This is a genomic window from Aromatoleum toluvorans, from assembly GCF_012910905.1.
In the GTDB taxonomy this organism is placed as follows: domain Bacteria; phylum Pseudomonadota; class Gammaproteobacteria; order Burkholderiales; family Rhodocyclaceae; genus Aromatoleum; species Aromatoleum toluvorans.
Genome location: NZ_WTVN01000044.1, coordinates 16,365 through 29,733 on the forward strand (window position 1 = coordinate 16,365; position 13,369 = coordinate 29,733).

14 protein-coding genes are annotated in these 13,369 nt (G+C 61.1%); 13 read left to right on the forward strand and 1 reads right to left on the reverse strand.

The window, feature by feature from the left end; translation table 11 throughout:
• Positions 1-67 precede the first annotated feature (67 nt).
• Genes GPA22_RS19980 through GPA22_RS23040 form a run of 5 tightly spaced genes read left to right on the forward strand, consistent with a single transcriptional unit; the run spans position 68 to position 2,880 of the window.
• A complete protein-coding gene (locus GPA22_RS19980) occupies positions 68-721 on the forward strand; it encodes a protein-L-isoaspartate O-methyltransferase family protein (protein ID WP_169257825.1) in 654 nt (217 codons plus the stop codon).
• Positions 722-732: 11 nt separating this feature from the next.
• Positions 733-1,056 carry a rhodanese-like domain-containing protein gene (locus GPA22_RS19985; protein ID WP_169257826.1) on the forward strand — a complete coding sequence of 108 codons (324 nt, stop codon included), beginning with the start codon at positions 733-735 and terminating at the stop codon, positions 1,054-1,056.
• A 29-nt stretch (positions 1,057-1,085) separates the two neighbouring features.
• A complete protein-coding gene (locus tag GPA22_RS19990; RefSeq protein ID WP_169257827.1) occupies positions 1,086-2,399 on the forward strand; it encodes a TolC family outer membrane protein in 1,314 nt (437 codons plus the stop codon).
• Between the two features lie 47 nt (positions 2,400-2,446).
• Positions 2,447-2,683, forward strand: coding sequence for a DUF1902 domain-containing protein (locus GPA22_RS19995; protein ID WP_169257828.1), 237 nt, complete (start codon positions 2,447-2,449; stop codon positions 2,681-2,683).
• Complete coding sequence (locus tag GPA22_RS23040) at positions 2,683-2,880, forward strand: type II toxin-antitoxin system HicA family toxin (protein WP_169257829.1); 198 nt, start codon at positions 2,683-2,685, stop codon at positions 2,878-2,880. The genes GPA22_RS19995 and GPA22_RS23040 overlap by 1 nt, the downstream gene beginning before the upstream one ends.
• Before the next feature lie 43 nt (positions 2,881-2,923).
• Here the strand turns inward: GPA22_RS23040 and waaA are convergent, their stop codons facing one another.
• On the reverse strand, positions 2,924-4,192 hold the full coding sequence (waaA, locus tag GPA22_RS20005) for a lipid IV(A) 3-deoxy-D-manno-octulosonic acid transferase (RefSeq protein WP_169257830.1): 1,269 nt from the start codon (positions 4,190-4,192) through the stop codon (positions 2,924-2,926).
• 260 nt (positions 4,193-4,452) lie between these two features.
• Here waaA and GPA22_RS20010 point away from each other — a divergent pair, with 260 nt between their 5' ends.
• The 8 genes from GPA22_RS20010 to GPA22_RS20045 all read left to right on the forward strand — a co-directional run bounded on the left by GPA22_RS20010 (position 4,453) and on the right by GPA22_RS20045 (position 12,764).
• Positions 4,453-5,460, forward strand: coding sequence for an NAD-dependent epimerase (locus GPA22_RS20010; RefSeq protein ID WP_169257831.1), 1,008 nt, complete (start codon positions 4,453-4,455; stop codon positions 5,458-5,460).
• Between the two features lie 87 nt (positions 5,461-5,547).
• The gene (locus GPA22_RS20015) at positions 5,548-6,612 is read left to right on the forward strand and encodes an LPS O-antigen chain length determinant protein WzzB (RefSeq protein WP_169257832.1); all 1,065 of its coding nucleotides are present in this window, start codon (positions 5,548-5,550) and stop codon (positions 6,610-6,612) included.
• Positions 6,613-6,654: 42 nt separating this feature from the next.
• Positions 6,655-7,719 (forward strand): dTDP-glucose 4,6-dehydratase, encoded by a 1,065-nt coding sequence (rfbB, locus tag GPA22_RS20020; RefSeq protein ID WP_169257833.1) that lies wholly within the window; start codon positions 6,655-6,657, stop codon positions 7,717-7,719.
• Positions 7,720-7,731: 12 nt separating this feature from the next.
• The gene (gene rfbA, locus GPA22_RS20025; RefSeq protein WP_169257834.1) at positions 7,732-8,607 is read left to right on the forward strand and encodes a glucose-1-phosphate thymidylyltransferase RfbA; all 876 of its coding nucleotides are present in this window, start codon (positions 7,732-7,734) and stop codon (positions 8,605-8,607) included.
• Positions 8,604-9,227, forward strand: a complete 624-nt coding sequence (gene rfbC, locus GPA22_RS20030; RefSeq protein WP_169257835.1) for a dTDP-4-dehydrorhamnose 3,5-epimerase — start codon at positions 8,604-8,606, stop codon at positions 9,225-9,227. Before rfbA ends, rfbC begins: the two co-directional genes overlap by 4 nt.
• The gene (locus GPA22_RS20035) at positions 9,224-10,159 is read left to right on the forward strand and encodes a WxcM-like domain-containing protein (RefSeq protein WP_169257836.1); all 936 of its coding nucleotides are present in this window, start codon (positions 9,224-9,226) and stop codon (positions 10,157-10,159) included. The genes rfbC and GPA22_RS20035 overlap by 4 nt, the downstream gene beginning before the upstream one ends.
• Positions 10,156-11,253, forward strand: coding sequence for an aminotransferase class I/II-fold pyridoxal phosphate-dependent enzyme (locus GPA22_RS20040; protein WP_169257837.1), 1,098 nt, complete (start codon positions 10,156-10,158; stop codon positions 11,251-11,253). Before GPA22_RS20035 ends, GPA22_RS20040 begins: the two co-directional genes overlap by 4 nt.
• Positions 11,250-12,764, forward strand: coding sequence for an oligosaccharide flippase family protein (locus GPA22_RS20045; protein WP_169257838.1), 1,515 nt, complete (start codon positions 11,250-11,252; stop codon positions 12,762-12,764). The genes GPA22_RS20040 and GPA22_RS20045 overlap by 4 nt, the downstream gene beginning before the upstream one ends.
• Positions 12,765-13,369: the final 605 nt, after the last annotated feature.

Genomic DNA, 13,369 nt, shown 5'->3' on the forward strand with positions numbered 1-13,369 from the left:
AATGCAAAAGTTTACATTTCGCACGCTAAATTAGAGTGTGCTAATATTTGCGCAGGAACCCAATGCCATGAACTTCGAACGTGCCCGCTTCAACATGGTCGAGCAGCAGATCCGCCCCTGGGACGTGCTGGATATGGACGTCCTCGATCTCCTGATGACGGTCAAGCGCGAGGAATTCGTTCCTCCCGCCCACAAGACGCTTGCCTTCGCGGACGTCGAGATCCCCCTCGGCCACGGCCAGACCATGCTCAAGCCCGTCGTCGAAGGCCGCATCCTGCAGGCGCTGCCGCTCAAGCGTTCGGATTCCGTGCTCGAGATCGGCACCGGCTCGGGCTACTTCGCCGCGCTGCTCGCGGCCCGCACCGACTGGGTGCGCTCGATCGAGATCCAGCCCGAACTTGCGAAGTTCGCGGCCGACAACCTCAATCGCACCGGCGTCGAGAACGTCATCGTCGAAGAAGGCGATGCCGCTCGCGGCTGGAGCTGCCGCGCCCCCTACGACGTGATCGTCGTCTCCGGCGGCCTGCCGATGATGCCGCAGAGCCTGCTCGACCAGCTGAAGGTCGGCGGCCGCATGTTCGCCTTCGTCGGCGAGGCGCCGGTCATGGAAGCCCGCCTGATCACCCGCGTCTCGGAAGACCAGTACCAGACCGAAGACGTGTTCGAAACCGTCGTCCCAATGCTGAAGAACGTGCAGCCCAAGGACGGATTCCGCTTCTGAGGAGCCCCTGCATGCGACAGATCACCGCCCCCGAACTCGCCGAACGGCTTGCCGACCCCCAGGGCGGCAAACCGCTGCTGCTCGACGTGCGCGAGCCGGCCGAGTTCGCCATCTGTCGCATCGAAGGCTCGCAGCTCATGCCGATGGCGACCGTGCCGGCGCGTCAGACCGAGCTCGACCCGGACGACGAGATCGTCGTCATCTGCCACCACGGCAGCCGCAGCGCGCACGTGTGCATGTTCCTCGAGCGCCAGGGGTTCTCGAAGGTCATCAACCTGGCGGGCGGCGTCGCTGCGTGGGCGGCCCAGGTCGATCCGACCATGCCGCAGTACTGACGCAACCGCGAACCGGTCCGGAGAAACCGATGAAGCGCGCGATTGCACTGAGCCTCGCCACCCTGTTCTCGGCCACCGCCTGGTCGGCCGACCTGCTGCAGGTTTACCGCGACGCCGTCGCCAACGACGCCCGCTTCGCCGCCGCCCGTGCGCAGTACGAGGCGGGCCAGGAACGCGTCGTGCAGGGTCGGGCGGGGCTGCTGCCGACCGTCGGCGCGAACGCGAGCTCGACCTGGAACGAAGTCGACACGCACAACCCGCTCTTCGGCACCCGCAAGTTCAACAGCAACGCCTACGGCGTGCAGCTCACCCAGCCGCTCTTCCGCTGGCAGAACTGGATCCAGTACAAGCAGGGCGAACTGCAGACCGCGCTCGCCGAAGTCCAGCTCGGACAGGCGCGTCACGACCTGATCCTGCGCGTCTCGCAAGCGTATTTCGACGTCCTCAATGCGCAGGACGCCCTCGCCGCACAGTCGCAGCTCAAGAAGGCCGCCTCCGAGCAGCTCGAACTCGCCAAGGCGAGCTTCGAGGTCGGCACCGTCACGATCACCGACGTCCACGAAGCGCAATCGCGCTTCGACCTCGCCTCCGCGCAGGAAATCGCCGCGCAGAACGACCTCGACGTGCGCCGCCAGACGCTCGTGCAGATCGTCGGCACGGACCCGTCACCGCTCGCGGGCCTGCGCCCCGGCCTCACGCTGTCCCGCCCGCAGCCCGACAGCATCGCCGACTGGGCGAGCGCCGCGGAGCAGGGCGCGTACGGCGTGCAGGCGCAGCAGATCACGCGCGAAATCGCCGCGCGCGAAGTCGAGCGGAACCGCGCCGGCCACTACCCGACGGTCGACGTCGTCGCCACGCATGGCCGCAACAGCGCCGGTTTCAGCACCAGCCTCGGCGGCGGCGCCTCGCGTTCCGACACCAACACCATCGGTCTGCAGCTCAACGTCCCGCTCTATGCCGGCGGCGCCGTGTCGTCGCGCGAGCGCGAAGCCGCCGCCCTCAAGCTCAAGGCCGACGCCGATCTCGACGACGCCCGCCGCTCCGCCGCCCTCGCGGCGCGCCAGGCCTACCTTGGCGTCACCAGCGGCATGGCACAGGTCAAGGCCCTCGAAGCCGCCCAGGTCTCCTCGACCTCCGCCCTCGAAGCCAACCGCCTCGGCTACGAAGTCGGCGTGCGCATCAACATCGACGTCCTCAACGCCCAGTCCCAGCTCGCCGACACCCAACGCCAGCTCGCGCGCGCCCGCTACGACACCATCCTCGCCCAGCTCCGCCTCAAGGCCGCTGCCGGCGCCCTCGGCGAAGAAGACGTCCAGGTCATCGACGCTCTGCTGGCCGAGTGATTCGGGAGATAATGTCCACCGGCCGGATGCATGACGGAGGTCGCACAATGCCCAAGATTCTTTTTGTTCGCGCTGAATGGGACGCCGATGCAGGCGTATGGGTTGCCACATCCGATGACGTCCCTGGTCTCGCAACCGAGGCAGAAACCCTTGAAGCCTTGTCGCTCAAGCTGGAAATCCTGGTCCCCGAGCTGCTCGATGCGAATGGCTGCCCTGATGGCCCGGAAGTGCCCTTCGAGCTATTGGCACGGAAATTCTCCGTCGCTCACCGTGGTATTCGGTAGTGGGCGGAAATTTCGCCCCGGAGCTGAAACGACTGCTGCGCGAGGCCGGCTGTCGTTTCATCCGATCGGGGAAGGGGGATCATGAGATTTGGCATTCCCCTCATACCGGTATCCATTTTCCCGTCGACAGCAAGATCAAGTCGCGTCACACGGCGAATGCCGTGCTCAAGCAGGCCGGCCTGCCCAAAAACTTCTGATTCCAGAGTCGCCCCGAAGGGCTGTCGGGTTGATCAGCGCAATTCAGCCGTTGCAGCCAATCAGCCGCTCCACAATCTGCATCGTCCTCGTCGTCGCCCCGCGATGCGCCGCGGCGAAACTCCTCCCCGCCTCGCCCGCCGCACGCCGCGCCGCCTCGTCCTTCAGTAGTGCCACCGCGCTTCGCATCCCCTCGCCGATGTCGTCGGCGCGCAGCGCAGCCCCCGCCGCAATCGCCAATTCCGCGACCTGCGCGAAATTGAAGGTATGCGGCCCCAGCACCACCGGCGTCCCCACTGCGCACGCCTCGATCAGATTCTGTCCGCCAAAGGGCAGCCAGCTCCCGCCGATCAGCGCCACGTCGGCCGCCGCGTAATAGGCAAACATTTCCCCCATCGAGTCACCCAGCCACACGCGCGTCTCGGGCGAGACCGGCGCCTCGTCCGAACGCAGCTGCAGCTTGAATCCGCCCGCTTCGACCAGGCGTGCTACCTCGTCGAAGCGCTGCGGATGCCGCGGTACGAGCATCAGCACCGCCTCGATCGGCGCGTGCTCCCGGAACGCCTCCAGGATCAGCGCCTCCTCCCCCTCGCGCGTACTCGCTGCGAGAACCGTCGGCCGCCCGCCGAAACGTTCCCGGAAGGCGTCTCCGAACGCAACCAGCGCATCCGGCGGCGCGATATCGAACTTGATGTTGCCCGTCACCTCCACGTCCCGCGCGCCCAGCTGCGCGAGCCGCCGCGCGTCGGACTCCGTCTGCGCCCCGATCGCCGCCAGCGCGCCGAGCGTCATCCGCGTCAACGTCGGCCAGCGCGCATAGCGCCGCGCGGAACGCTCCGACAGCCGCGCGTTCGCCAGAACCACCGGTACTCCGGCGTCGCGGCAGGCCGCGAGCAGCGTCGGCCACAGCTCCGTCTCCATCACGATGCCCGCCCGCGGCCGGAAGTGCCACAGAAAGCGACGCACGAACGGCCCCACATCGTAAGGCAGGTAGCAGCGCAGTACCCGCGTCTCTTTGCCGAAAAGCGCCAGCGACGTCTCCCGCCCCGTCGGCGTCATATGCGTCACCAGCACCGAATGATCCGGCCAACGCGCCAGCAGCGCCCGCACCACCGGCTCCGCGGCCCGCGTCTCGCCGACCGACACCGCATGCACCCAGATCACCGGCAGCGGCGCGCGACATCCGTAGTGTCCGAAACGCTCGCTGACGTGCCGCAGATACCCCGGCTGCTTCCGCCCGCGCCAGACCAGCCGCAACACCACGAAGGGCAGGGCGAGCAGCCACAAAAGGGCGTAAGGGAGGCGAGCAGGCATCGACGGCGATGGAAATCGAAACGGCAAGTATATCGCCCCGCCCCGATGCGCCTCATCCCCGCGGCCGGCCGTCGGCCTCGACGCAATCGCAAGAGTTGCATGAAGAAGATCTGCCCCGCCCGACGCATCGCGACCCGACAGCTCCTCCCACGGGGGCGCCAGCGCGCAGATCAGGGCGAACCCTAATCATTTGTAACAAAGCTCCCCGCCATGCATGAGATAATCCGTGGATTATTTTCCCGCAACGGTAAGAACGGCGTATGAAGATCCTCGTAACCGGCGCAGCCGGATTCATCGGCATGCACACCAGCGAGGTGCTCCTCGCCCGCGGCGACCAGGTCGTCGGCCTCGACAACCTCAACGATTACTACGACCCCCAACTCAAGCTCGACCGCCTCGCGCGTCTCACGCCCCACCCGGCCTTCCGCTTCGTCAAGCTCGACGTCGCCGACCGCGCCGGCATGGAGCGCCTCTTCGCCGAGGAAAAGTTCGACCGCGTCATCCACCTCGCCGCCCAGGCCGGCGTCCGTTACTCGCTGCAGAACCCGCACGCCTACATCGAGAGCAACGTCGTCGGCTTCACCAACATCCTCGAAGGCTGCCGCCACAACAAGGTCGGCCACCTCGTCTACGCCAGCAGTTCCAGCGTCTACGGCGGCAACACCAAGATGCCGTTCTCCGAACACGACAGCGTCGACCACCCCGTCAGCCTCTACGCCGCCACGAAAAAGGCCAACGAGCTGATGGCCCACACCTACAGCCACCTCTACGGCCTCCCCACCACCGGCCTGCGCTTCTTCACCGTCTACGGCCCGTGGGGCCGCCCCGACATGGCGCTCTTCCTCTTCACCAAAGCCATCCTCGAAGGCCGCCCGATCGACGTCTTCAACCACGGCAAGATGAAGCGCGACTTCACCTACATCGACGACATCGTCCAGGGCGTCATTCGCACCCTCGATCGCACAGCCGAACCCGACCCCACCTTCGACCCGCTCAATCCCGACCCCGGCCGCGGCGCCGCCCCCTACCGCGTCTTCAATATCGGCAACAACAACCCGGTTGAGCTGATGGCCTTCATCGAGGCGATCGAGGAAGCCGTCGGACAGAAGGCGGAGAAGAAGTTCCTGCCGCTGCAGGATGGAGATGTGCCGGCGACCTATGCGGATACCGATGAGCTCAACGTCTGGACGGGTTTTGCGCCTTCGACGAGCGTGCGGGAAGGTGTGGGTAGGTTCGTTGACTGGTACAGGGCGTATTACCGGAACTGAAGCGCGTAGCACTCTATTACCTTCGCGCAATGTTCTGACGCTCTGTTGCGGTGCGATAATCCGCTATTTCCTTTCAGTAAGAGCCCGATGTCCGAACGTGAAAACCCGTCGGCGTATGCCGAGGATGAAATCAGTCTTGTTGACCTGATCCAGATTCTTGCCAGACGCAAGGCGCTCATCGCTTGGACTTTCGCCGTTTGTGTCATTGCCGGTTTCGCATACGCATTCCTCGCAACGCCCCGTTACGAGGTCGAAGTTCGCGTCGACCACCCCTTCGCCAGCGAGCTTGCCGCGCTTAATATCGGGCGAAATGGTCCTACGGGGCTCAGTCCGTACACCCCTGAGCAGGTATTTGAGTATTTCTCGAATCAGTTGGCGTCGGACCTGGCGATGCAAGCCTTTTTCCGGGAGGTATATCTACCGTCGCTGGATGAAGGGGAGAAGAGTCGGTCAGAAGAACAACTGCGCGAGAAGATGGCGCGCGCGGTGAAGGTAAGCAAGCCGGACCCCAAGGGACGGAACTTGTACACCTTGAAAGTGGAAGCTGAAACCGGTGAAAAGGCTGCCCGCTATGCGTCGTCATTTCTCGATCTGGTGGCGCGTGATGCGGCTCACAAGTTGGTCGGCGATGTGCGCAACGAGATCGAACTGATCGTCCGCAACACCGAAAGGGATCTCGGCGAATGGCGTGTCACCGCAGCGAAGCAGCGGCAGGACCGCATGATTCAATTGAGCGAAGCACTGCAGGTGGCCGAAGCGGTCGGCGTGAAGGAGCCGCAGGTTACGAGTGGCCGCCTGCCTGCGCAGGACAAGCTTACGCCCTTCCTGGACGGCTCTCAGCTCTATGCGCGCGGGTCCAAATCGTTGGCTGCCGAGCTTGGCGTGCTCAAGACGCGTCAGTCCGACGATGCGTTTATCACGGGCTTGCGTGAGGCTGAATCGCGCCTGCGAATGCTCAAAACAATCGAGTTCGACCCGAAGGCGTTCAAGATATTCAATGCGGACGGCGAGATCATCGTCCCCGCGAAGCCGGTTGCGCCGAAGAAATCGCTCGTCCTTGTGCTCGCTGCGGTCCTTGGTGTCATGGGTGGTGTAATGCTCGCGTTCATCGCCGAATTCGTCGCCAATGCACGCCGCAAGGCCGCGGTCTGAATTCCAGTTTCGCTCGGTCATACATCATAGGTTTCATTCAGCATGAAAATATTGGTCACCGGCGGCGCCGGCTTCATCGGATCAGCCGTCATTCGCCACATCATTAATTGCACCTCGGATGCAGTGGTCAACCTCGACAAGCTGACCTACGCGGGCAACCTCGAATCGCTCGCAGACGTGTCCGCGAGTCCGCGCTACGCATTCGAACAAGTCGACATCTGCGACCGCGCCGAAGTGGAGCGGGTGTTTTCCCTGCACCAGCCGGATGCGGTGATGCACCTCGCCGCAGAATCACACGTAGACCGCTCCATCGACGGCCCGGCGGCCTTCATCGAAACCAACATTGTCGGCACCTATACCCTGCTCGAAGCCGCACGCAAATACTGGAACGGGCTGGACGATGCGGTCCGCGCCCGTTTCCGCTTTCATCACATTTCGACCGATGAGGTCTACGGCGATCTCGAGGAGCCGACAGAGCTCTTCACCGAAACCACCCCCTACGCGCCGAGTTCGCCGTATTCCGCGAGCAAGGCGGGGTCCGACCACCTGGTGCGCGCCTGGCGCCGGACCTACGGTCTGCCGACCATCGTCACCAACTGCTCGAACAACTACGGCCCTTATCATTTCCCGGAAAAACTGATTCCGCTGATGATCCTTAACGCGCTCGAAGGGAAGCCGCTGCCGGTCTACGGCAAGGGCAACCAGGTGCGTGATTGGCTCTACGTCGAAGACCACGCGCGTGCGCTGTACAAGGTCATCAGCGAAGGCAGAGTCGGCGAGACTTACAACATTGGTGGCCACAACGAAAAGCGGAATATCGATGTCGTTCGCACGATCTGCGGGCTGCTCGAAGAGCTCGCTCCATACAAACCGGCCGGCGTTGCCCGTTTTGAGGATCTGATTACTTTTGTCACCGACCGCCCGGGTCACGACGTTCGCTACGCGATCGACGCCGGCAAGATTCAGCGCGAGCTCGGCTGGAGGCCGCAGGAAACCTTCGACTCCGGCATTCGCAAGACCGTGCAGTGGTATCTCGACAGCCTCGACTGGAGCCGCCACGTCCAGGATGGCAGCTACCAGCGCGAGCGGCTCGGTACGGCGGCGTAAGGAGTGGAACGAATGAAAGGCATTATTCTCGCTGGCGGCGCCGGCACCCGTTTGCACCCGATCACTCTTGGGCTCTCCAAGCAATTGTTGCCCATCTATGACAAACCGATGATCTACTACCCGTTGTCGGTGCTGATGCTCGCAGGTATCCGCGAGATCCTTATCATCACTACGCCAGAAGATCAGCCGGCCTTCCAGCGTCTGCTCGGCAGCGGCGAGCAGTTCGGCGTTGCAGTTCAGTATGCCGTTCAGCCTAGCCCGGATGGCCTTGCGCAGGCCTTCATCATTGGAGAGAATTTCATCGGAGCTGATAGGGTCTGCTTAGTGCTGGGCGACAATATTTTCTACGGCCAGAGTTTCACCCGGACGCTGCGCGAAGCCGCGGCCCAGGAGAGGGGCGCCACTATCTTCGGTTATCAGGTGAAAGATCCGGAACGCTTTGGTGTGGTGGAGTTCGACGCCAACCAGCGAGCGATCTCGATCGAGGAAAAACCTGTCAAGCCGAAGAGCCGCTACGCCGTCACCGGCCTGTACTTTTACGACAACGACGTTATTGATATCGCCAAGGCGGTCAAGCCCTCGGAGCGTGGCGAGTTGGAAATTACCAGCATCAACCAAGCCTACCTTGAACGCGGCGACCTGCAGGTGCAGTTGCTGGGTCGGGGCTTCGCCTGGCTGGATACCGGCACTCATGAGAGCTTGCTCGAAGCAGGCCACTTCGTTCACACCATCGAACACCGCCAAGGTCTTAAGGTTGCCTGCCCGGAGGAGATCGCCTACCACAACGGCTGGATCAACGCCGACGAACTGCGTGAGCGCGCCGCGCCGCTCAAGAAGAGCGGCTACGGCCAGTACCTGCTGAACCTGCTTGACGGTGCGCAACAATGAAGCTTGCCCAGACCTCCATCCCGGATGTGGTGATCATCGAACCGACTATCTTCGAGGACGAACGTGGTTGGTTTATGGAAAGTTTCAACGAAGACAGCTTCCATGCGGAGCTTCGCAAGCTCGGCTTGCCGCCGCCGCGCCCCTTCGTGCAGGACAACCATTCGTGCTCCGGAAAAGGCGTTTTGCGCGGGCTGCACTACCAGTTGCCTCCGCACGCGCAAGCCAAATTGGTGCGGGTGGTCCGGGGTTCAGTTTATGACGTGGCGGTCGACATTCGGGAGGGTTCGCCAACCTTCGGTAAATGGGTTGGCGTCATATTGAGTGCGGCCAACCGCAAGATGCTGTGGATTCCGGAAGGCTTTGCGCACGGTTTCCTGGCGCTCGAGGACGATACTCACTTTCTCTATAAGACCACGGATTATTACGCCAAGGAATGCGAGGCGGCGATACGTTGGGACGACAAACAAATAGCGGTGCAGTGGCCGACTGACGGCCAATTCATCCTTAATTCGAAGGACCAAGCAGCACCCGGTTTTTTGGAGTCTCTCCATTTTCCTGGTACGTCAGAGCATCATGTACGACGTGCCGAGGGCGCGCACGTCGGATCAGTTACGAAATGAGCTATTTCATTCATCCGCTAGCGGACATTCAAACAAAAAGCATCGGTGAGAATACGCGGATCTGGCAGTTTGTCGTCGCGTTGCCACATGCGAAGATCGGGGCTGACACAAATATTTGCTCGCACTGTCTTATCGAGAGCGACGTTGTTATCGGCGATCGCGTAACGATCAAAAGCGGCGTGCAGATCTGGGATGGTCTTCGGATCGGAAACGATGTATTCATCGGACCGAATGCGTCGTTTGCCAACGATCGCTTTCCCCGCAGTCGCCAACGTCCTGAGAAATTCCTCGAAACTACGATTCAGGACGGGGCATCGATTGGCGCAGGTGCAGTCATTCTACCGGGCATTGCGATTGGCGCGAAGGCGATGGTGGCAGCGGGTGCTGTGGTGACGCGATCGGTTCCGCCCAATGCGATTGTCGTTGGTAATCCTGCAAAAATCGTTGGATATGTTGACGCTGGCCGGAACACGGCTGTCACGACCGCTCTCGACATAAATGAAGTGGGCGCGACGAAAACCGATGTTGCCGGCGTCACATTGCACCAATTCCCGCGCGTTGCAGATATCCGCGGCAGTCTCACGGTCGGCGAGTTCGAGCGCACCGTGCCTTTTCAAGCCAAGCGTTACTTTATGGTTTTTGACGTTCCAAGCGTCGAAACCCGCGGTGAGCATGCGCATCGCGAGTGTCATCAGTTTTTGATCTGTGTTAGCGGAAGTTGCGCCGTGGTCGCCGACGATGGCGTCAACCGACAGGAGTTTCTGCTAGATCGCCCCGATGTCGGAATTCACCTTTCGCCAATGGTGTGGGGCATTCAATACAAGTATTCGTCGGATGCGGTGCTGATGGTTTTTGCTTCACATTATTACGATAGTGCCGACTACATTCGAAATTATTCCGAATTTCTGCAGGCAGTTGGAGTTGCATCGTGATCCCTTTTTTGGACCTTAAATCTCCTTATCTCGAACTGAAATCGGAAATTGACGACGCCATTGCACGGGTAGTTGGTTCGGGCTGGTACATCGGAGGTCCCGAAGTCGATCAGTTCGACGCTGATTATGCTGCTTACTGTGAAACGACCCACGCTGTAAGCGTCGCCAATGGCCTCGACGCCCTCCACCTCGCCCTCCTGGCCATGGATGTCGGACCGGGCGACGAAGTCATCGTTCCCTCCAACACATACATCGCTACCTGGTTGGCAGTGAACCAGTGCGGCGCCACGCCAGTGCCCGTGGAGCCGGTGGACGCGACCTACAATATCGATCCCGCACGCATCGAAGCGGCGATCACCCCACGCACCAAGGTTATTTTGCCGGTGCACCTCTACGGCCAGCCCGCTGACCTTGACCCAATCCTGGAGATTGCGCGCAAGCATGGCCTACAGGTGCTGGAAGATGGTGCTCAGGCTCACGGCGCGCGTTACAAGGGCCGGCGTCTAGGCGGCCACGGCGACGCGGTCGCATGGAGCTTCTATCCGGGCAAGAACCTCGGCGCGCTCGGAGACGGCGGAGCGATCACGACCAACGATCCTCAAATTGCTGACCGCATCCGCGTGCTGCGCAATTACGGATCGCGAGCGAAGTATGTGAACGAGGTCAAGGGCTTTAACAGCCGGCTTGACCCGCTGCAGGCTGCGGTGCTGCAGGTGAAATTGCGCCATCTGGATGCGTGGAACGCACGCCGCAAGGGAATTGCCGCGCAATACCTAGAAGGACTCACCGGTACCAGCCTGGTGCTACCCCATGTGCCCGATTGGGCTGACCCGTCGTGGCATCTATTCGTGGTTCGTCACCCACAGCGCGATGCGCTGGCGCAGAGGCTGGCTGCGGCCGAGATCGGGACGCTTATTCACTACCCGATCCCCCCGCATAGACAGCGGGCGTATGCCGATGCTGGGTTTGCAGACGATGCTTTTCCGCGTGCCGGCAACATGGCGCATGAAGTGCTGAGCTTGCCTATTGGCCCGCATTGCGAGCGCGAGCATGCAAGTCGCGTGATAGAGTCGGTACGCAAGGCGCTGGTGTGAGCGAAAGAAATTCCCACCGCGAAATTCTGCGCTCATCGTCGATCATCGGCGGGGCCTCTGTCATCAATATCCTTCTAGGGCTTGTGCGTACAAAGCTCGCCGCTGTGTTGCTCGGGCCGGCGGGGGTGGGAATGATTGGGCTCCTGCAAAGCGTGATGACGACTGCGTCCACCGCGTCTGCGCTGGGCTTTGGCACCGTTGGGACGCGGCAGATTGCAGAAGCGGCGGGGAAAGAGGACCAAGCGGCGGTTGCCGCTGCGCGGAGAGCTCTGTTCTGGGGCACGACGGGGCTCGCCGTGATCGGCGGGGCAGCGTTCTGGCTGTTGCGCGATATTTTGGCCGTGTGGGTACTGCAGGCGCCGGAACTCGGTGCCAAAATTGGTTGGCTAGCCGTCGGAGTGACTCTGTCCGTGGCAGCGGGCTCCCAGACCGCGCTACTTAATGGCCTTCGTCGTATTGGCGATTTAGCTCGGATCAGCGTTGCATCAGCAGTGTTGTCGACGCTGCTGAGCGTTGGGGCGTTGCTCTGGTTGGAGGAAGTGGCAGTTCTGCTGTTTGTACTTGCGGCGCCGATTTCTAGCTTCATCCTTGGACATTGGTTCGTTAGCCGCCTCGGGGGCGTGCGTGCACCTGCCACGCCGCTGGCACAGCTTGGTCAGCAATGGCGCACCATGGGGCGGCTCGGCACAGTTTTCATGATTAGTGGCCTAGTGGTCACGGTCGGACAACTGGCGGTGCGCACTTTGGTTCAGCGAGAACTGGGCGTCGAACTACTCGGCCAATTCCAGGCAGCGTGGGCGATCGGTATGACCTACATCGGGTTCGTACTCACCGCGATGGGTACCGACTACTACCCCCGCCTCACTGCCGTCATTCACGATCGCGAAACGGCCAATCGGCTGGCGAACGAGCAGACAGAAGTCGCTCTGCTGCTTGCTGGCCCGATTTTCCTAGTCATGCTGGGCCTCGCTCCGTGGTTGATTGACCTGCTGTATTCACGCGCATTCGATGATGCAGTCATCATTCTTCGCTGGCAGGTCCTGGGCGACGTGTTGAAGGTGGCGAGTTGGCCGCTGGGTTTTATTATCCTCGCCGCAGGAGATGGGCGGACGTTCATGCTCAGCGAGTCAGCGGCAATCGGGGCATTTGTTTTCTTCACTTGGATCGGGCTGCCAGTAATCGGCGTTCAGGCAACAGGGGTCGCTTTTCTGGTGATGTACGCGGTTTACTTGCCGCTGGTTTACTGGTTAGGACGGCAAAGGACCGGGTTCGCGTGGGAGCGGAGAGTGCTTTGGCAGTTCGTAGCCCTGTTGATTGCCGCTGGTGCGGTTTTCGGTTCCGCAGAAATATCACCGCCCGTAGGTGGAGTTCTTGGCGTTCTGCTCAGCCTTGCCTTTTTTGTCTACTGCATCGTGCGCTTGGGAGCAATCACAAATCTAGGCGGTCCACTTCGAAAGATATCTGCGGTAGTCGAAAGTCTGATGATGGTAATTCGTTTTTTGCGTAAATGACGCAAACGTCTTGTTCCGGCGCCTCATTCGATTTGTTAATACGTATGGTTTTATTATTAGTTCGTAGAGTCTTTCTATTATATAAAAAGCATATTTAGGCAACGCCGCATTCGTCGGTGCCGTCGCCTACTGTCGTGGTCGAGGCGAGCGTTGACGTCGGCGTGAATGCTTGACTTCGGTGCGATCGCCGGGAGCGCCGATAGATCTGGTTCTTCCTAAACGAATATATATATTTGCGAACATAGGGTGCAGTGAACTTGTCTTCAGATAATAAAAAACGAGCTCTGAGCATACTGATCCCGATCATTGCGTTCGGTCGTGCGGGTGGGTACCGTGTTTTGTCGGAATTGGCAAATTACTGGAAGCGCGCGGGCAATCGGGTTGCGTTTCTCGTTGATCATAGAACCGAAAAGCCGTACTTTCCAACTGATGTTGAGATTATGTATTTTAATATTGATGGCTCAATATCGTTCGTTAAGGAGACGCTGAATAAATGACGAACTCGTCGTCGGTGATCGCCCTCGGCAACGTTCGGCCTGAGAACTTCGTCGGAGCGCTCGCGGAATGGTTCGCGCAGACGGTTGTTCGGGGCGTGTTCAACGTGC

What these genes read in the sequence shown, in the direction of transcription:
- GPA22_RS19990 (WP_169257827.1), top strand. Translation starts at nt 1,086, where the DNA reads ATGAAGCGCGCGATTGCACTGAGCCTCGCCACCCTGTTCTCGGCCACC.
- GPA22_RS20010 (WP_169257831.1), top strand. Translation starts at nt 4,453, where the DNA reads ATGAAGATCCTCGTAACCGGCGCAGCCGGATTCATCGGCATGCACACC.
- waaA (WP_169257830.1), bottom strand. Translation starts at nt 4,192, where the DNA reads ATGCCTGCTCGCCTCCCTTACGCCCTTTTGTGGCTGCTCGCCCTGCCC.
- GPA22_RS19985 (WP_169257826.1), top strand. Translation starts at nt 733, where the DNA reads ATGCGACAGATCACCGCCCCCGAACTCGCCGAACGGCTTGCCGACCCC.
- rfbA (WP_169257834.1), top strand. Translation starts at nt 7,732, where the DNA reads ATGAAAGGCATTATTCTCGCTGGCGGCGCCGGCACCCGTTTGCACCCG.
- rfbB (WP_169257833.1), top strand. Translation starts at nt 6,655, where the DNA reads ATGAAAATATTGGTCACCGGCGGCGCCGGCTTCATCGGATCAGCCGTC.
- GPA22_RS19980 (WP_169257825.1), top strand. Translation starts at nt 68, where the DNA reads ATGAACTTCGAACGTGCCCGCTTCAACATGGTCGAGCAGCAGATCCGC.
- GPA22_RS20015 (WP_169257832.1), top strand. Translation starts at nt 5,548, where the DNA reads ATGTCCGAACGTGAAAACCCGTCGGCGTATGCCGAGGATGAAATCAGT.
- GPA22_RS19995 (WP_169257828.1), top strand. Translation starts at nt 2,447, where the DNA reads ATGCCCAAGATTCTTTTTGTTCGCGCTGAATGGGACGCCGATGCAGGC.
- GPA22_RS20035 (WP_169257836.1), top strand. Translation starts at nt 9,224, where the DNA reads ATGAGCTATTTCATTCATCCGCTAGCGGACATTCAAACAAAAAGCATC.
- rfbC (WP_169257835.1), top strand. Translation starts at nt 8,604, where the DNA reads ATGAAGCTTGCCCAGACCTCCATCCCGGATGTGGTGATCATCGAACCG.